Origin of the sequence: Pseudomonas synxantha BG33R, assembly GCF_000263715.2 — a bacterium.
Taxonomy (GTDB): domain Bacteria; phylum Pseudomonadota; class Gammaproteobacteria; order Pseudomonadales; family Pseudomonadaceae; genus Aquipseudomonas; species Aquipseudomonas synxantha_A.
On the sequence record NZ_CM001514.1, the window covers coordinates 1,863,289 to 1,879,428 of the forward strand.

16 protein-coding genes and 1 pseudogene are annotated in these 16,140 nt (G+C 59.2%); 8 read left to right on the top strand and 9 right to left on the bottom strand.

Annotated elements, in window-relative coordinates; all coding sequences use genetic code 11:
- Nucleotides 1-208: 208 nt before the first annotated feature.
- On the bottom strand, nucleotides 209-541 hold the full coding sequence (locus PSEBG33_RS30065) for a type II toxin-antitoxin system RelE/ParE family toxin (protein ID WP_420066312.1): 333 nt from the start codon (nucleotides 539-541) through the stop codon (nucleotides 209-211).
- On the bottom strand, nucleotides 531-773 hold the full coding sequence (locus tag PSEBG33_RS18675) for a CopG family ribbon-helix-helix protein (protein ID WP_005786238.1): 243 nt from the start codon (nucleotides 771-773) through the stop codon (nucleotides 531-533). The genes PSEBG33_RS30065 and PSEBG33_RS18675 overlap by 11 nt, the downstream gene beginning before the upstream one ends.
- Before the next feature lie 846 nt (nucleotides 774-1,619).
- On the opposite strand from PSEBG33_RS18675, the gene PSEBG33_RS18670 reads away from it, so the two are divergent.
- Nucleotides 1,620-1,985, top strand: coding sequence for a DUF6124 family protein (locus PSEBG33_RS18670; protein WP_005786240.1), 366 nt, complete (start codon nucleotides 1,620-1,622; stop codon nucleotides 1,983-1,985).
- 145 nt (nucleotides 1,986-2,130) lie between these two features.
- Nucleotides 2,131-2,349 carry a hypothetical protein gene (locus PSEBG33_RS28535; protein WP_087945228.1) on the top strand — a complete coding sequence of 73 codons (219 nt, stop codon included), beginning with the start codon at nucleotides 2,131-2,133 and terminating at the stop codon, nucleotides 2,347-2,349.
- A gap of 330 nt (nucleotides 2,350-2,679) precedes the next feature.
- Here the strand turns inward: PSEBG33_RS28535 and PSEBG33_RS27925 are convergent.
- Nucleotides 2,680-3,867: pseudogene (locus PSEBG33_RS27925) on the bottom strand (MFS transporter).
- Between the two features lie 482 nt (nucleotides 3,868-4,349).
- Between PSEBG33_RS27925 and mqo the strand changes: the two are divergent.
- Nucleotides 4,350-5,996 (top strand): malate dehydrogenase (quinone), encoded by a 1,647-nt coding sequence (mqo, locus tag PSEBG33_RS18665; protein ID WP_005786246.1) that lies wholly within the window; start codon nucleotides 4,350-4,352, stop codon nucleotides 5,994-5,996.
- A gap of 63 nt (nucleotides 5,997-6,059) precedes the next feature.
- On the opposite strand, the gene PSEBG33_RS18660 is transcribed toward mqo, so the two are convergent.
- Nucleotides 6,060-6,896 carry a LysR family transcriptional regulator gene (locus PSEBG33_RS18660; protein ID WP_005786248.1) on the bottom strand — a complete coding sequence of 279 codons (837 nt, stop codon included), beginning with the start codon at nucleotides 6,894-6,896 and terminating at the stop codon, nucleotides 6,060-6,062.
- Between the two features lie 98 nt (nucleotides 6,897-6,994).
- Between PSEBG33_RS18660 and PSEBG33_RS18655 the strand changes: the two genes are divergently transcribed.
- Together PSEBG33_RS18655 and PSEBG33_RS18650 are read left to right on the top strand one after the other, a co-directional pair.
- Nucleotides 6,995-7,894 carry a DMT family transporter gene (locus PSEBG33_RS18655; RefSeq protein ID WP_005786250.1) on the top strand — a complete coding sequence of 300 codons (900 nt, stop codon included), beginning with the start codon at nucleotides 6,995-6,997 and terminating at the stop codon, nucleotides 7,892-7,894.
- A 130-nt stretch (nucleotides 7,895-8,024) separates the two neighbouring features.
- Entirely contained in the window at nucleotides 8,025-8,354 is a 330-nt protein-coding gene (locus PSEBG33_RS18650) for a YXWGXW repeat-containing protein (protein ID WP_005786252.1), read from the top strand.
- 129 nt (nucleotides 8,355-8,483) lie between these two features.
- Here the strand turns inward: PSEBG33_RS18650 and PSEBG33_RS18645 are convergent, their stop codons facing one another.
- The 4 genes from PSEBG33_RS18645 to PSEBG33_RS18630 all read right to left on the bottom strand — a co-directional run bounded on the left by PSEBG33_RS18645 (nucleotide 8,484) and on the right by PSEBG33_RS18630 (nucleotide 11,650).
- Nucleotides 8,484-8,879, bottom strand: coding sequence for a PIN domain-containing protein (locus PSEBG33_RS18645; protein WP_005786254.1), 396 nt, complete (start codon nucleotides 8,877-8,879; stop codon nucleotides 8,484-8,486).
- The gene (locus PSEBG33_RS18640; RefSeq protein WP_005786256.1) at nucleotides 8,876-9,133 is read right to left on the bottom strand and encodes an AbrB/MazE/SpoVT family DNA-binding domain-containing protein; all 258 of its coding nucleotides are present in this window, start codon (nucleotides 9,131-9,133) and stop codon (nucleotides 8,876-8,878) included. Before PSEBG33_RS18640 ends, PSEBG33_RS18645 begins: the two co-directional genes overlap by 4 nt.
- Before the next feature lie 170 nt (nucleotides 9,134-9,303).
- Nucleotides 9,304-10,677 (bottom strand): nucleotide 5'-monophosphate nucleosidase PpnN, encoded by a 1,374-nt coding sequence (gene ppnN / locus PSEBG33_RS18635; RefSeq protein ID WP_005786258.1) that lies wholly within the window; start codon nucleotides 10,675-10,677, stop codon nucleotides 9,304-9,306.
- 148 nt (nucleotides 10,678-10,825) lie between these two features.
- Complete coding sequence (locus tag PSEBG33_RS18630) at nucleotides 10,826-11,650, bottom strand: aspartyl/asparaginyl beta-hydroxylase domain-containing protein (protein ID WP_032803380.1); 825 nt, start codon at nucleotides 11,648-11,650, stop codon at nucleotides 10,826-10,828.
- 277 nt (nucleotides 11,651-11,927) lie between these two features.
- Here PSEBG33_RS18630 and fabV point away from each other — a divergent pair, with 277 nt between their 5' ends.
- The gene (gene fabV, locus PSEBG33_RS18625; RefSeq protein ID WP_005786262.1) at nucleotides 11,928-13,121 is read left to right on the top strand and encodes an enoyl-ACP reductase FabV; all 1,194 of its coding nucleotides are present in this window, start codon (nucleotides 11,928-11,930) and stop codon (nucleotides 13,119-13,121) included.
- 214 nt (nucleotides 13,122-13,335) lie between these two features.
- Nucleotides 13,336-13,977, top strand: coding sequence for an HAD family hydrolase (locus PSEBG33_RS18620; RefSeq protein WP_005786263.1), 642 nt, complete (start codon nucleotides 13,336-13,338; stop codon nucleotides 13,975-13,977).
- Here PSEBG33_RS18620 and PSEBG33_RS18615 read toward each other — a convergent pair.
- Nucleotides 13,955-14,860, bottom strand: coding sequence for a LysR family transcriptional regulator (locus PSEBG33_RS18615; RefSeq protein WP_005786265.1), 906 nt, complete (start codon nucleotides 14,858-14,860; stop codon nucleotides 13,955-13,957). The two genes, PSEBG33_RS18620 and PSEBG33_RS18615, sit on opposite strands and share 23 nt — an antisense overlap.
- Before the next feature lie 102 nt (nucleotides 14,861-14,962).
- On the opposite strand from PSEBG33_RS18615, the gene PSEBG33_RS18610 reads away from it, so the two are divergent.
- Entirely contained in the window at nucleotides 14,963-16,132 is a 1,170-nt protein-coding gene (locus PSEBG33_RS18610) for an aspartate aminotransferase family protein (RefSeq protein WP_005786266.1), read from the top strand.
- Nucleotides 16,133-16,140: the final 8 nt, after the last annotated feature.

A 16,140-nucleotide genomic window follows, 5' to 3' on the forward strand; every position in this document is an offset into this window, starting at 1 on the left:
TAGTAATCGCCCAAGAGCGGACGTTCGGCTGTCTGGCAGGCGATGTAGATAGCCTGCTTCGGCATCTGCTTTTGGCAGGTTGACGCCATCTTAAGGGGTAGGGCGCTGCAGCCCGCAAGTAAGGGTGGTACAAAAGTGGTACGTGGCTTTCCTGCCGGCTCTGTAGGCTAGGGAATACGCGGCCTACAGCGTCAGTCGTTCCTATCCATCATGGGGGCGACGGAGAAGCGGCGGGAAAGTGGGGCGGTTTGTAGGGACATGGGGGATCTGAGTCAGCGAGGCGAATGGCGCGCAGTTTATCAGGAACGGATCTTGGGTGCCGGAGAGGTAAGTTTTGCGCGCATTGCCACTTCGAGCGAGGACGTTCGCGGGTATGTTTCACCCGACCTTCGCGTCCCATGGAAGGAAACTGAGCCAGCCTGTCGACGCTGGCGAAAATGGCATCCGAGAAGTCGTCAGCGGCTTTTGGATTTTCAAGAGCGATATATTTCGCTTCGTCTTCCAGGTTTTTGAGTGTTTTTTTAAGCCACTCAACCCGGATTCATGCTCCAGCGCCTAGTACGTATGGCTGCTACTTGGTCATCGGTGGCGAATTTGCCTTCGTCGGCGTCTTTTACCGCCAGCTCGATCTGAGCGGTCAGCGTTTTTTCGTGCTCGATGTAGTCGCGAAGAACGTCCATCGCCAGGTAGCTTGCTGTCTGACCGTTGGTTTTTGCTAGGCCGGCGAGAGAGTTGGATAAGTCTTCCGGCAGGTTTAGGGATATCCCAGTCATGGCGGCCTCGATGAAAGAAGGTTTTGGGGCATCTTACGCCTTGGAACGCTGGGTTGAAGCGACAGCTCGTGGTGAGGTGTGTCTGGGAGTGAATCGTTTGCTTTTCCTATGCCAACTCAAACCGGTATGGTGGTCTGATACGATATCTCGGTAAATTTGAACAGGTATTTATGATTACAAGAGAGGATATGAAACCTTGGGTTGTTACCGCGTTGAAATCCATGGGTGGGGTTGGTTGGCCGAGGGATGTTGCCAAATATATATGGGATCATTATGAGTCTGATATAAAGCGGTCCGGCTCGCTTCTCTATACCTGGCAGTACGACGTTCGGTGGACGGCAATGGCGATGAGAAAGGATGGGGTGTTGAAGCCAGTCGATGGCAGAAATGATAAACCTTGGGAGCTTGCGTAGGTAATTGTCTTGAATGTTCAATGGGGGAGTTGTTCGCTTCCACCGTGTATTAAAAGTTTAGGCTTCCTTTCAGCAAATAATATGTATTGGTCGGGCTTCGGAGTCAGACCACCATACTTTCATCTGTGATCCAAAACCCCAGCGGGAAACTTCCCACACTTTTCTCGGCTTGCCCCTCAGGCCTCCCCTCGCTAACCTCCCCAAACCGCTGGAAAACCAGCGGTCGGATGTGGAAGTCCGTACCAAGCTAAGACGCAATCGTCACAAACACCTACCGGCGTTTTTTTACGCCTGTATCATGTGTTTCGGCGGCTGTGCGCGGGGCACTTCGGTGCGCCGGGTCCTTAGCCCTGGTCTTCCACACCTGCGTACAGCTGCCACCTCTCATGTGGAAGTGAGACTGGTAGTTCCTGAATAGTTAAGGAGCTTCGCCATGTACAAGATCACACCTAATCCGCCTTATGCTTCAAACGCTGCATCCCCTGATCCCAAGCTTCAAGCCGCAGCCCAGCGAGCAATCCATCATCACTTGCCCCCATCCGACAACGCTGCGCCCGACGAACGCCCAAGCGACAACCTATTCCTCGTAAACCCAACCCTCGACCCCGAAACCCTCCTGGCCAACGCCGCCGAAAACCTCGCATCCGCCAACGAAATGGCCGTCACCTTGGCGTTCGACCTCGACGATTCCCAGCGCGCTATCGCCCTGGGCATTCAGCAGTTAATCGAGTTGAGCTCGCTGCTCGTTGACCGAGCCCAGGAGCAGGTTGCGCCTGTAACCGCCCCAGTCAAAGCCTGATAACCAACTCCGCCGCCTTACCCAAGGCGGCAACCTGAACTCATGCTGTCCCCCAGCAAAGTTTCATAATTCCCTGCGCAGTTGAGGTCTACGATTGCCTGCAAGAGAGGACCCCAGCGCCTCCAGCCCATAGGGAACTGAAACCATGATCTCGAACCTCGTCAAAGTTGTGATGATCACCGGCACGTTGATGTTGGGTGCTTGTTCATCTTCACCAACCGTGAATAGTGACCCGTGCTTTTCTGGCGGATGTAAGGCGTTTGGGGACCACAGCCCCGGCAAAGCCGCCAAGATGAATTTTGGCGGTAGTGGGTTGGGGAGTAGTTATGGGGAGTATGGGGCGGGGTTGTTGCATGATGATTGATGGGGTGGTGAGGCAGTCAGTGGTGTGTTGATTGACCCATTGCTATCGGGGGCAAGCCCCCTCCCACAGTTTGATTTTCAGTGGTCAGGCGTTTGGCGACCGTAGCCCCGGCGAAGCTGCCAAGATGAATTTTGTTGGCAGTGGGCGGGGAGTATTGGTTCGGGGGTGTTGCGTGATGATTGATGTCGCGCTGGGCTGTTGTGCAGCCCGCTTGAGTGATGACGTGTAGGAGCGAGCTTGCTCGCGAAAAACTTGAGGGCGCGGTGGTGAATCAGGATGCCCGCGTTATCGTTGGCGATTTTCGCGAGCAAGCTCGCTCCTACAGAGAATCTAGTGGCCGCCTTTCATGCGGCGGGCAATCAGGTAGAGGCACAGGCCCACCAGCGCTGTTGCGGCGCCGATGTAGCCGGTGCTGGTCCAGCCAAGGCCGGCAGTTATGGCCATGCCGCCAAACCACGGGCCCAGGGCATTTGCCAGGTTGAACGCGGCATGGTTAGACGCTGCCGCCAAGCTCGGCGCTTCGTGTGCTATGTCCATCAGGCGGATCTGCAACGGTGCCGCCAATGCGACCATGGTGCCAACCAATCCCATGCTCAGCAGCACACCCCACAGCGACGAGGCGGCGAAGGGGAAGAACAGCAGCACGGCCATCGACCACACCAGAATCAAGCCCACCGCCCGGAACTGCATGCGATCAAACAGCTTGCCACCGGCAATGTTGCCGATGATGCCGCCGACGCCGAACGCGGCAAGGCCAAACGGAATCCACTGCGACGAGACCTTGGTCACTTCCAGCATGGTCGGCGCGAGATAGCTGAATACGCAGAACATCCCGGCAAAGCCAATCGCGCCGATGGACAGGGCCATCCATACCTGAGGTTTGGTGAAGGCGCGCAGTTCCTTGCGCGGGTCGCTGCGTTGTTCGTCGTGGCGGTGGGGCACGAATTGCCAGACCAGGGCGATGGTGAGCAGGGCGATCACGCTGACCAGGGCGAACGCCGAGCGCCAGCCCAGGTGTTGGCCGAGGAAGGTGGCGATGGGGTTGCCGAGCAGCATGGCCAGGGTCAGGCCCATCATCACACGGGCTACGGCGCCGGCGCGTTTGTCGGTGGGCACCATGCTGGAAGCGACCACGGCGGCGATGCCGAATTAGGCGCCGTGGGGCAGGCCGCTGATAAAGCGGAAGGCCACCAGTGAGCCGAAGGTGGGGGTGAAGGCGGTGGCGAAGTTGCCCAGGGCGTACAGGCCCATCAGCAATAGCAGCATGTGTTTGCGCAGCAGCTTGGCGCCGAGGATGGCCAGCAGTGGGGCGCCGACCATCACGCCCAGGGCGTAGGCGCTGATGGCGTGGCCGACTTGCGGTTCGCTCAAGCCCAGGTTCTGGGCGATGTCGGGCATCAGGCCCATGATGGCGAATTCGCCGGTGCCGATCGCGAAGGCGCCTACGGCCATGGCCGCTTCCATTTTCGCGGCGCTGCGCGCGGGCAGTACGTGCCCGGGTGTTTGCTGGGTAGTCATGGGTAACTCTGTGTGGAAGGTGTGCACGAAGGACAGCTGCCGATGCTACGCAGGCAACGGCGAAGGTGTCTAGAACCGCCATTTGCGTCAGAGTTCCGGGCCTGTGACCGCAGGTCGCGGCTGCCAGGCTTGACACCGGCGCATTAAAACCCGCGATTTAGGCCTGTCAATTGGCCAAACGGCGCATAAACGCTGTTTAGCGTGATATTCTGCGCGCCGTCTTGGTCTAGTCTTTCCCTGGTGCGTACACCCGTATACGTCCCAGCGGTTGGCTGTCGCCCAGGTAGCTGAAGCCAATAACGATAAGAAGTCAGCGCAGAAGGGACATAACAGTGAGGTCGATCCATCGGCCTTGTGTGCCCACCCTGCAGCCTTCATGTGAATGTGCAGACCCCGCGGTGCGTTGCCTGACGTAGCGTGAACGAGGGTTGCTCATGATCGGGGGCGGTAGGGCGGATGGCGTTTTATCATAGGTGCTACTGATGTTTAAAAAAGTAAACACTGCCCTGCTGGGGCTGGCTTTGTCGATGGGGATCACGTCCGTTCACGCGGAAGAGGCAAAGAAAGTCGATGTGCTGCTGATCGGCGGCGGCATCATGAGTGCGACCCTGGGTGTCTGGCTCAATGAGCTGGAACCGGACTGGTCGATGGAGATGGTCGAGCGCCTCGATGGCGTGGCCGAAGAAAGCTCCAACGGCTGGAACAACGCCGGTACCGGTCACTCGGCCCTGGCTGAGCTGAACTACACCCCGGAAGACAAGAACGGCAACGTTGAGATCCCTAAGGCGGTCGAGATCAACGAAGCGTTCCAGATCTCCCGTCAGTTCTGGTCCTGGCAGGTTCAGCAGGGCGTGTTGAAGAACCCGCGTTCGTTCATCAACTCCACACCGCACATGAGCTTTGTGTGGGGCGATGACAACATCAAGTTCCTGAAAAAGCGCTACGAAGCCCTGAAGGCCAGCCCGTTGTTCGCCGGCATGCAGTACTCCGAAGACCCGGCGCAGATCGCCAAGTGGGTCCCGCTGATGATGGAAGGGCGTGATCCGAAGCAGAAGATCGCGGCCACCTGGAGCCCGATCGGCACCGACGTGAACTTCGGCGAGATCACCCGCCAGTTCGTCGCTCACCTGCAAACCACGCCGAAGTTTGACTTGAAACTGTCGAGCGAAGTGCAGGACATCACCCGCAACGACGACGGTTCGTGGCGCGTGAGCTATAAAAACCTCAAAGACGGCACCAAGACTGAAACCGACGCCAAGTTCGTGTTCATCGGCGCCGGCGGCGGTGCCTTGCACCTGCTGCAGAAGTCGGGCATTCCTGAAGCCAAGGAATACGCAGGCTTCCCGGTCGGTGGTTCGTTCCTGGTGACCGAGAACCCGACCATCGCCGAGCAGCACCTGGCCAAGGCCTACGGCAAGGCTTCGGTCGGTTCGCCACCGATGTCGGTGCCGCACCTGGACACCCGCGTGCTGGATGGCAAGCGCGTGATCCTGTTTGGCCCATTCGCAACCTTCTCGACCAAGTTCCTGAAAGAAGGCTCGTACCTGGACCTGCTGACCAGCACCACCACCCACAACATCTGGCCCATGACCAAAGTCGGTATTCGTGAATACCCACTGGTCGAGTACCTCGCCGGCCAACTGATGCTGTCCGATGACGACCGCTTCAAGGCGCTGCAAGAGTACTTCCCGAACGCCAAGCAGTCCGACTGGCGCCTGTGGCAAGCCGGCCAGCGCGTGCAGATCATCAAGCGTGATGAAGAGCAAGGCGGCGTGCTGAAACTGGGTACCGAAGTGGTCAGCTCTGCCGACAACAGCATTGCCGGCCTGTTGGGTGCATCGCCAGGCGCGTCCACCGCGGCTCCGATCATGCTGACCGTGCTGCAAAAAGTCTTCAAGGACAAAGTAGCAAGCCCGGCCTGGCAGGAAAAACTGCACCAGATCGTGCCAAGCTACGGCACCAAGCTGAACGACAGCCCTGAAGCTGTTGCCAAGGAATGGGCCTACACCGCCGGTGTGCTGCAACTGACACCACCGCCAGCGATCCCGCAACTGGCCGCTCCACAGGCTACCGAGGCTGCCAAGCCTGCGGCTGAGCCAAGCAAGCCGGCGTCTGACCTGGCGCTGTAAGCAACACCCACGAAAAAGCCCGCTGAACCGGTGACGGTCAGCGGGCTTTTTTGTGGGCGCAGTTCAGACCTTGAAGTGGCGGATTTGCTCATGCACATGCAGCGCCAGCGCATTGCCGGTATCGCACATCAGGTACAGATGCTGCGCGGGTAGAGGTGGCAGTTCTGACATGTGGATCAGCCCTTCGCCCATACGGCTTTGCTCCATCAGGCCAACCGCCACGCCACTGCGTACACAGGCTTCGACCGCAGACGAGTTGGGGCTTTCCAGCAGTAGCCGGTGGTAGACCCCATGATCCTTCAACGACTGCAGCGCTGCGGCGCGATAGGGGCAGCCAGTGATGGGCACAGTGATGGGTAATGGCACGTTCGGCGGCGAGTTGAAGCCTTCGGTCGCCACCCACAGCGGCTGCACGGCCCCCAGGCGTTCACCTTGTGCGAGCGGGTGCGCGCTGACGGTGATCGCCAAGTCCAGTTGGTTGGCCGTGAATAAGTCCAGTAACTCACCGCTGGTGCGCGCTTCGATCTCCAGTTCCAGCAGGGGGTTGTCAGCGATCAGTCGCGGTAAAAATTCCTGGATGAAGGCGGGCGCGTAGGTATCCGGCACCCCCAGGCGGATCTTGCCCTGCATGCGCTGGGGCATCAGCGAAATCAGCAGGCGGTCATGGCTCTTGAGAAATTCGGTGGTTTCGCCGAGCAGTTTCTGGCCGTACAGCGTCAATTCCACGCCCTGGTTACTGCGGCTGAACAGACGCTGTCCGACTTGGTCCTCCAGCTTCTGGATTTGCGTGGTGACGGTGGACGCGCTGCGGTGCACATGCTCGGCCGCCTCGTTAAAGCGCCGAAAGCGCGCTACGGCGTGAAAGGTGCGCAACAGCTCGATATTCAGTTGTTTAGGCATAATTCGGCTTTTTCGGATTTGTTGTTTGTGTAATTCAAATATACGCAAGCATGTGCAGCCTTTAGCCTTTGAGTCAAATCACAGCGATGGGAGGCGATATGAAGCGATCTACCTTAGGGTTGCTGCTGTTGCAGGCGGTTTTCGTTTTGTCGTGGAGTTCAGGCTTTATCGGCGCCAAGCTCGGCACCCAGGGTGGTGGGGCGTTCAATCTGCTGTTCTGGCGTTTCCTGCTGGTCTCGCTGTGCCTGGCGCTGTTCCTGAACAAGCGGTTGCTGGAGGTGACCTGGCAGCAGATCCGTCATCACGCGGTTGTCGGGTTCCTGTCGCAGTTCCTGTATTTGAGTTGCCTCTACGTGGCGATCCAGAACGGTCTACCGCCCGGGATCGCGGCGATCATTGCGGCGTTGCAGCCGTTGATGACCGCGGCATTGTCGACGGGCATGGCGTCCGAGCGCAGTGGCGGCTGGCAGTGGTTGGGGTTGATGATCGGCTTTGTCGGTGTGTCGATTGTGATTGCCGGGCAGTATGGCGGTGGCGGGCAGGGTGTCGGGCTGGTCATGTATCTCTTGCCTCTGGTGTCGGCACTTGGGCTGACACTGGCGACTTTGTACGAGCGTCGCTCGGTGCAGGCCCAGGACAGCGGGTTGGTATTGCCGCTGTTTATCCAGTCGCTGTTGACCTTGATAGGTTTTACCGCGGCCGTGATCTACACCGACACCCTGAGTGTTCCCCATGACACCAACGTACTGATCTCGATTGTGTGGCTGACGGTGTTCTCCACCTTCCTCGCCTATTTGAGCCTGTGGATGCTGCTGCGGGTGATGACTGCCACCCATGTGGCGGCGCTGGTGTACCTGGAGCCGCCGGTGACTCTGGTGTGGGCCGCGTTGATGTTTGGTGATGTGATCCACGCATCGACCTACGCGGGCATTGCTGTAGTCGTGGCGGGGTTGGTGCTGGTGCGCCTGAAGCGACCGACTGTCGCCTGTACTTCCTGAGGCTGGCAGGTTCAGCAACCCGACAGACACCGCCTGTTAAAAAGTACCCAGGGCCAAGCAGGAGCGTGGCTGAAACAAAGGGGGATTTTTACCAGTGCAGGTGTTGGGCGTTCGCGCCCGAGGGTTTTGTATGTTGCTACGTTATGCAGCATTGGCCGCCATGGTGGTCGCCGCTTCCGGGTGTGTGCAAGAGCGTGTTGTGCATGAGCGCAGGCCGGTGCAGCATGAGTACGTTGATGTGGTCGCGCCGCAACCGCCGCCGGTGCAGGTGATCGAAGTCGAGCCGGCGGTGCGCGAAGGTTATATCTGGTCACGCGGTTACTGGCGTTGGGAAGGCGGGCGCTATGTGGCGGTGCACGGCCATTGGGAGCCGGTGCGCCAGGGCTATCGTTATGTACACCCGCACTGGGTGCAGCGTAATGATGGCTACCACTGGCAGATCGGCGGCTGGGTTCGCTGACCCCATTTCCTCTCCCTCTGTAGGGGCGAGCTTGCTCGCGAAAAACTCACAGGCACCGCGTGCAACCTGACTGCTCGCGTTATCGTTGACGTTCTTCGCGAGCAAGCTCGCTCCTACAAAAAATACGGGCTAGTCGAGCCGTTTCATCCCCGCTGCCTTGGCCGCGTTCAGATCAAAGGTGGCGGTGTACTCGCACCCCGCCGCATGGCCACAGCGTTCAACCAGGCAGTCGGCAAAGTCGGCTTTGCCTGCGCTGAACTTGCGCAATGCCTGCCAGATGATATCGGCGTGCTCGACGGTCAGCTCCCGTGTGTGCAACAAGGTTTCCAGCACCGTCACCACGTCGCTTTTGGCCGACTGGTAGCAGGACTGCAACACCCACACCAACTCCGTAAGCGTCACCAGGCTGACAAAGCCTGGCGAGGCGGCCGAGAGCGATTCGATCAGTTGGGATGCTTTAGCTGATTGAACCGGGTCGTCCTGGGTCACATAACGCACCAGCACGTTGGTATCCAGGCCAATCATCCAGCGGTTGCTCCCTGGGCCGCGATGGCTCGGTTCATGTCTTCGATAGACACGGTGTGAGCGGGTTTGCGGATCAACCCCTTGAGGTCCTTGACGGTTTTGCTGGCGGCGATCATGGAAAACTTGCCGTCTTCCATCTCGACGAATTCCACCCGGTCGCCTGTTTCCAGGCCCAGGGCTGTCCTGACCTGGACAGGGATGGTGATTTGCCCTTTTGAAGTGAGTGTGGCGGTAGCCATAGTGAAGATCTCCATCGTGATATTCCTTACCTTAGGGTAAGGAATGACAGAGGACAATATCCGTTGGTCCATAGGTCGCTCGCAGGTGTGAGTCAGTCGGTAGTAAAACCCTAGTCCGAATGCTCGATACTCACACCGTTGGCTACGCCCCAAACAGATACAAACTATGACCGACCGCCGCTGGCTTACTGCACCACGCGATAGCACGGCACATACGCCGCGCCGCCCGGTAGCTTCATGCGGTGCTGGGCCACGAACGCCTTCAATAATTCATCCAGCGGTTTCATGATCGCCGGGTCGCCGTGGATCTCATACGGGCCGTTCTCTTCGATCAGGCGGATGCCCTTGTCCTTGACGTTACCCGCCACGATCCCCGAGAACGCCCGGCGCAGGTTGGCTGCCAGTTCATGGGGCGGCAGCGCGTGGCTCAGTTGCAGGCTGGCCATGTTTTCGTGGGTAGGATCGAACGGGCGCTGGAAGCCTTCGTCGATCTTCAGCAGCCAGTTGAAGTGGAACGCGTCGTTACGCTCACGGCGGAACTGCTTCACCGCCTTGAGGCCGGCCGTCATCTGGCGCGCCACTTCGGCGGGGTCGTCGATGATGATCTGGTAATGCTGCTGAGCCGCTTCGCCGAGGGTGGCGCCGACGAACGCGTGCAATTGTTCCAGGTAAGGCGCGGCGTGTTTGGGCCCGGTCAACACTACCGGGAACGGTACGTCGCGGTTGTCGGGGTGCATCAGGATGCCCAGCAGGTACAAAAACTCTTCTGCCGTGCCGGCGCCGCCGGGGAAGATGATGATGCCGTGGCCGACGCGCACGAAGGCTTCCAGGCGTTTTTCGATGTCCGGCAAAATCACCAGCTCATTGACGATGGGGTTCGGTGCTTCGGCCGCGATGATGCCTGGCTCGGTCAAGCCCAGGTAACGCCCGCCGGTGATGCGTTGCTTGGCGTGGGAAATGGTCGCGCCCTTCATAGGGCCTTTCATCACGCCAGGGCCGCAACCGGTGCACACGTCGAGGCTGCGCAGGCCCAGTTCGTGCCCGACTTTCTTGGTGTATTTGTATTCTTCGGTGTTGATCGAATGGCCGCCCCAACACACCACGATCTTGGGCTCCACACCCGGGCGCAGCGTACGGGCGTTGCGCAGCAGGTGGAACACGTAGTCGGTGATGCCTTGGGAGTTGCTCAGGTCGATGCGCTGGCTGTCCAGTTCGTTCTCGGTGTAGACGATGTCACGCAAGGCGCTGAACAGCATCTCGCGGGTGCTGGCGATCATCTCGCCATCGACAAAGGCATCGGCCGGGGCGTTGAGCAGTTCCAGGCGCACGCCGCGGTCCTGCTGGTGAATACGCACTTCAAAGTCTTTGTAGGCGTCGAGGATGGTCTTGGCGTTGTCGATATGCGCGCCGGTGTTGAGGATGGCCAAGGCGCATTGGCGGAACAGGGTGTAGATGCTGCCGGTGCCGGCTTCACTCAGTTGCTGCACTTCACGTTGGGACAGGGTTTCGAGGCTGCCCTTGGGGCTGACGGAGGCATTGATGACTTGACGTTGGGGCATTCTGATTCCTTGAAAGCACAGCCACCGCGCCCGTTTCGGGGCGATGGCTTGAGAATGGTGAGCGCCAATTAAGGTCGCACGAGACGGTTATTTACCTCAGGCGCGAGGCCCAGCGCAAATACCGTCCAGCACCATCATGCCGCAGAACTTACTGAATCAGCTTCCAGTTTTTGTAGAAAACCCGACGCAGGGTAAAGACCAGCCCGGCAAAGCCTGCGATCACGGCGTTGAGCACTGACGGCAGCAAGGTCGGGCGCACGATGTCGATGAACAGGCAGTAGCGCTTGGCGTCGTTTTTGTTGAAGGACGCATGCATCAGGGTGTCATCGAAGATAAACAGCGGGTCGTCGTGCCAGTAGTGCTTGTGCTTGCCTACCTGGATATACACGCCTTCGTGGTGGGGCGCCGGGGCCATGTTGTAGAGCACGCGGAACATCATGCGCAGGGGGCCGAAGTGAAAGGACGTGGAACGGTTTTCGTTGAACGCCGAGACGCCGATGGTCTTCACGAATGGCAGTTTCTTGCGCAGTTGCGGGATATCCAGCGTGGTCTCGATGGGGCGGCCGTACCACTGGAAAAACAACATGCCGCGTTTCTTCTCGGCCATGCGTTCGTCCAGGTAACCGATGATTTCATCCTTGCGGGCCATGGCGTCGTCGATCACCTGTTGCAGGTCTTCGCGCCAGGCCGGTGGCAGGTCTTGCAGGGTATAGACATGCCGGTTGCGGCTGCTCAGCAGATCGAGCAGGGTGTTGAACGGTGCCAGCACCCAGGTATTGCGACCGTTGCCGATGAAGTATTTCTTGATGGTGGCGCGGTCGTAGAGGCCGTTGCGCAAGAAATCATAGACACCGCACACCACCACCAGCAGCAGAAACACCAGGCAGGTTCGCGGAAAACAGCCCATCAATAGCAACACACCGAGTACCCAGGCGAGGGACACCAGCTTCTTGCCGACAGCACTTTTGCTCATGAAACATGGCTCCAACTTTGAAACATAATGAAACAATATCGTCATGATAGGGCTTTATGGGCCGCGCAGGCGTTTTAAATGGTTCGAAAATTGTGAAGCCTCTGCACAATTTTTAACCCCCTGCTGGGGCGAGCCGGGGGCGTTGTGGATTGAATTTTGAGAACAGAAGATTTGCGACTATCGTGACGCTTCGGTTTTTTGGACGTCATAGACCGGTACGATTGAAGTTGAATGGCCACCATTGGCCTTCGGCACCTTGGAAGAGGCAGAAATTTTTATGATCATCAAACCGCGGGTTCGTGGCTTTATCTGTGTGACCGCCCACCCTGTTGGCTGTGAAGCGAACGTCAAAGAGCAGATCGACTACGTAATCAAAAACGGCGTCATCGAAGGCGGCCCTAAAAAGGTACTGGTCCTCGGTGCCTCCACCGGCTACGGCCTGGCCGCGCGCATTAGTGCTGCGTTTGGCTGCGGCGCCGACACCCTGGGCGTGTTTTTTGAGAAAGAAGGCGAAGAAGGCAAACTGAGCTCCGCCGGCTGGTACAACAGCGCGGCGTTCGAGAAGTTTGCCGTGGAAAAAGGCCTGTACGCCAAGAGCATCAACGGCGACGCGTTTTCCGACGAGATCAAGCGCCTGACCATCGAGACCATCAAGAAAGACCTGGGCAAGATCGACCTGGTGGTCTACAGCCTGGCCGCGCCGCGCCGTACCGACCCGCAAGGCGTGGTGCACACCTCCACCCTGAAGCCAATCGGCAAGGCCGTCACCCTGCGCGGTATCAACACCGACAAGGGCGTGGTGGTCGACACCACGCTTGAGCCTGCAACCCAGGAAGAAATCGACGGCACCGTGAAGGTCATGGGCGGCGAAGACTGGCAGCTGTGGATCGATGCCCTGCGTGACGCCGATGTGTTGGCCGAAGGCGCCAAGACCACCGCCTTCACCTACCTCGGTGAGAAGCTGACCCAGGACATCTACTGGAACGGCTCCATCGGCGAAGCCAAGAAAGACCTGGACAAGAAAGTCCTGACCCTGCGCGAAAACCTCGCGGCGCTCAAGGGCGACGCCCGCGTGTCGGTGCTCAAGGCCGTGGTCACCCAGGCCAGCTCGGCGATCCCGATCATGCCGCTGTACCTGTCGTTGCTGTTCAAGGTGATGAAAGAGCAGGGCACCCACGAAGGCTGCATCGAGCAAGTCTACGGCCTGTTCAAGGACAGCCTGTACGGTAAAGAACCTAAGCTCGACGCCGATGGCCGCTTGCGCGCCGACCTGGCTGAGCTGGAACCCAAGGTCCAGGACGCCGTGGCCGCGCTGTGGAATCAGGTTACCGACGACAACGTCAATGAGATCAGCGACTTTGCCGGCTACAAGGCCGAGTTCCTGCGCTTGTTCGGCTTTGAAGTCGATGGCGTGGATTACGACGCGGATGTGAACCCGACCGTCAAAATCAACGGCCTGATTCAAGCTTAAGGTCTGATCCGGACCAAAATGTGGGAGGGGGCTTGCTCCCGATGGCGGCGTATCAGTCACTATCTTCAGTGGCTGACACCCTGCTATCGGGAGCAAGCCCCCTCCCACATTTGATCCGAGTCTTTTCAGACACTTCTTACGCCCCGACGCGCGCCTCTCTCTTCCAGATCTGCCAGACTCCAGCTGCTATCAAGCCACGCTAACGGAGGATCTGATGACGATTCGTGCAGTAGTTTTTGATTTCGGCGGTGTCCTGTTCGACTGGAGCCCGCAGCACCTGTACCGCAAGCTGATTGCCGATGAGGCAGAGCGGCAGTGGTTTCTCGACAACATCTGCACCCAGGCCTGGAACACCGAGCAAGATGCCGGTCGTACCCTGGCCGAAGCCACCCGCACCCTGATTGACCTGCATCCCGATCACGAACCCTTGATCCAGGCTTACTACGAGCGCTGGCACGAGATGCTGCGCGGTGAGTTAGCCGACGGCGTGGCGATTCTCAAGGCCTTGCACAAGGCCGATATGCCGTTGTTCGGGCTTACTAACTGGTCGGCGGAGACCTTCCCCTACGCCCGGGCCCACTATCCGTTCCTGCAACTCTTTCGAAACATCGTCGTGTCCGGCGAGTTGAAATTGATCAAGCCTGACCCGGCGATCTACCACGCCAGCCTTGATCAGGTCCGCGCTCACCTGCCGGACATAAAACCGCGTGAAGTGGTGTTTATTGACGATGTCGCCGGCAACACCGAGGCTGCTATCGCGTTGGGCTGGCAGGGCATTCATCATGTATCTGCCGAGCGTACCGCCGCGCGTCTGCGGGCGTTGGGCGTGGCCTTTAATGTGCCCACTTTTCCATGACGAAATCGACGAATGCCCGCAGCTTGGGCAGGCGGTAACGGTCATGGCGATACAGCAGGTGCATCGGGCGGCTGGGCAATTTATACGTGGTTAACAGGGCCACCAGCTTGCCGCTCTCCAGGTCCGGTTGCACCAGGGCATCGGCCAGCATCGTGATGCCCATGCCGTTGACGGCCGCCTGGCGCAAGCCTTGCGAGCTGTTGATGGTCAATGAACCCGCCACCGGAACCTCCACCTCGCTGCTATCCTCGCTCATGCGCCACAGTTTGTCGGTGTCACGCCAGTTGTCGTTCGCAGGGTAGGCGAACGCCAGGCAGTCATGTTGTTGCAGGTCCTGCGGGGTCTGCGGCGTGCCGCGTCGCGCCAGGTAGGCAGGTGATGCGCAGAGGGTGAGCGTGTAGGGCTGCATGGGCCGGGCGATCAGGCTGGAGGTCCCCAGTTCACCGAGACGGATCGCTACGTCGAAGCCACTGTCGACCAGGTCCATGCGTTCATTGCCCAGCACTACGTACAGGTCGATAAGTGGATAACGCTGGGAAAACTCGCTCAAGGCCGGCACCAGGCGTTCGGTGCCGAACACAGGAGGCGCGGTGATACGCAGGCTGCCTTTAGGGGCTTCGCTGTGGATCTGCTCGGCCAGCAGTTCGGAGTCCGCCACCAGCCCCAGCACTTCCAGGCAGCGCTGGTAATATTGCCCGCCAAATTCGGTCAGGTTCTGCTTACGCGTGGTGCGTTTGAGCAAGCTCACACCCAGCCGTTGCTCCAGCGCCCGCAGATGGTTGCCCACCATGGTGGTCGACATCCCGCATTCTTGCGCGGCGGCAGTCATGCTGCCGGTTTCGACCACTTTCACGTACACCGACATTGCCTGAAAAAGATCCATTATCAAGCCCTGATTTAAAGTCATTGCAGATATTCGCAGTTTATCCAGCGCAGGTGGTTAACGATACTTCCATCACCGCAACGATGCACTGGAGCCGCAACCATGACCGCCGCCTGCCTGATGAGCACCTACCAACCCTTGGCCCTGAGCTTCACCCGTGGCCTGGGCACGCGCCTCTGGGACCAGCAGGGCCGCGAATACCTGGACGCTGTCGCCGGCGTGGCAGTGACCAATGTCGGCCATTCCCACCCCAAGCTGGTGGCGGCCATCAGTGAACAGGCCGGCTTGCTGCTGCACACCTCCAACCTCTACAGCATCGACTGGCAACAACAGCTGGCCCAGCGCCTGGCGCAGCTGTCGGGGCTCGATCGCGCGTTCTTCAACAACTCCGGCGCTGAGGCCAACGAGACAGCCCTGAAACTGGCGCGCTTGCATGGCTGGAAAAAAGGCATTGAACAGCCGTTGGTGGTGGTGATGGAAAACGCCTTTCACGGCCGCACGCTGGGCACCATGGCCGCCAGTGACGGGCCATCGGTGCGCCTGGGCTTTCAGCGCCTGCCGGGGGATTTCATCAAGGTAGGCTTTGGCGATATGCAGGCTTTGGAGGTGATCACTGCGCAGTTCGGCACGCGCATCGCAGCCGTGCTGCTTGAGCCGATCCAGGGTGAAAGTGGTGTGGTGGTGGCGCCAGTGGGTTATCTCAAAGCCTTGCGCGATCACTGCACGCGCCACGGCTGGCTGATGATGCTCGACGAAATCCAGACCGGCATCGGGCGCACTGGCGCCTGGTTTGCCTTCCAGCACGAAGGCATCGTGCCAGACGTAATGACCCTGGCCAAAGGCCTCGGCAACGGCGTGCCCATCGGCGCCTGTCTGGCCCGTGCCGCGGTTGCTGCGCTGTTCACTCCAGGCAGCCATGGCAGTACCTTTGGTGGCAACCCGCTGGCGTGCCGTGTCGGTTGCACCGTGCTGGATATCATTCATGAGCAAGGCTTGTTGCAAAACGCCGCACACCAGGGCGAACACTTGCTGGCGCGCTTGCGCATGGAGCTGGACGGGCACCCGCACGTCCGGGCAATTCGTGGCAAAGGCTTGATGATCGGGATTGAGCTGGCCAGCCCTTATCGCGACCTGGCCCAACGTGCCGCCCAGGAGCACGGGCTGCTGATCAACGTCACACGGGGCAAGATCATTCGCCTGTTGCCGCCGCTGACGTTGCACAGCAAGGAAGTCGAAATGATCGTACGTGCCATCACCCGACTACTGGCTTGAAATGCAAT

Excerpts from the sequence above, each read along its gene's own strand:
- PSEBG33_RS18675 (WP_005786238.1), bottom strand. The coding sequence starts at position 773 with ATGACTGGGATATCCCTAAACCTGCCGGAAGACTTATCCAACTCTCTC.
- PSEBG33_RS18670 (WP_005786240.1), top strand. The coding sequence starts at position 1,620 with ATGTACAAGATCACACCTAATCCGCCTTATGCTTCAAACGCTGCATCC.
- PSEBG33_RS28535 (WP_087945228.1), top strand. The coding sequence starts at position 2,131 with ATGATCTCGAACCTCGTCAAAGTTGTGATGATCACCGGCACGTTGATG.
- mqo (WP_005786246.1), top strand. The coding sequence starts at position 4,350 with ATGTTTAAAAAAGTAAACACTGCCCTGCTGGGGCTGGCTTTGTCGATG.
- PSEBG33_RS18660 (WP_005786248.1), bottom strand. The coding sequence starts at position 6,896 with ATGCCTAAACAACTGAATATCGAGCTGTTGCGCACCTTTCACGCCGTA.
- PSEBG33_RS18655 (WP_005786250.1), top strand. The coding sequence starts at position 6,995 with ATGAAGCGATCTACCTTAGGGTTGCTGCTGTTGCAGGCGGTTTTCGTT.
- PSEBG33_RS18650 (WP_005786252.1), top strand. The coding sequence starts at position 8,025 with ATGTTGCTACGTTATGCAGCATTGGCCGCCATGGTGGTCGCCGCTTCC.
- PSEBG33_RS18645 (WP_005786254.1), bottom strand. The coding sequence starts at position 8,879 with ATGATTGGCCTGGATACCAACGTGCTGGTGCGTTATGTGACCCAGGAC.
- PSEBG33_RS18640 (WP_005786256.1), bottom strand. The coding sequence starts at position 9,133 with ATGGAGATCTTCACTATGGCTACCGCCACACTCACTTCAAAAGGGCAA.
- ppnN (WP_005786258.1), bottom strand. The coding sequence starts at position 10,677 with ATGCCCCAACGTCAAGTCATCAATGCCTCCGTCAGCCCCAAGGGCAGC.
- PSEBG33_RS18630 (WP_032803380.1), bottom strand. The coding sequence starts at position 11,650 with ATGAGCAAAAGTGCTGTCGGCAAGAAGCTGGTGTCCCTCGCCTGGGTA.
- fabV (WP_005786262.1), top strand. The coding sequence starts at position 11,928 with ATGATCATCAAACCGCGGGTTCGTGGCTTTATCTGTGTGACCGCCCAC.
- PSEBG33_RS18620 (WP_005786263.1), top strand. The coding sequence starts at position 13,336 with ATGACGATTCGTGCAGTAGTTTTTGATTTCGGCGGTGTCCTGTTCGAC.
- PSEBG33_RS18615 (WP_005786265.1), bottom strand. The coding sequence starts at position 14,860 with ATGGATCTTTTTCAGGCAATGTCGGTGTACGTGAAAGTGGTCGAAACC.
- PSEBG33_RS18610 (WP_005786266.1), top strand. The coding sequence starts at position 14,963 with ATGACCGCCGCCTGCCTGATGAGCACCTACCAACCCTTGGCCCTGAGC.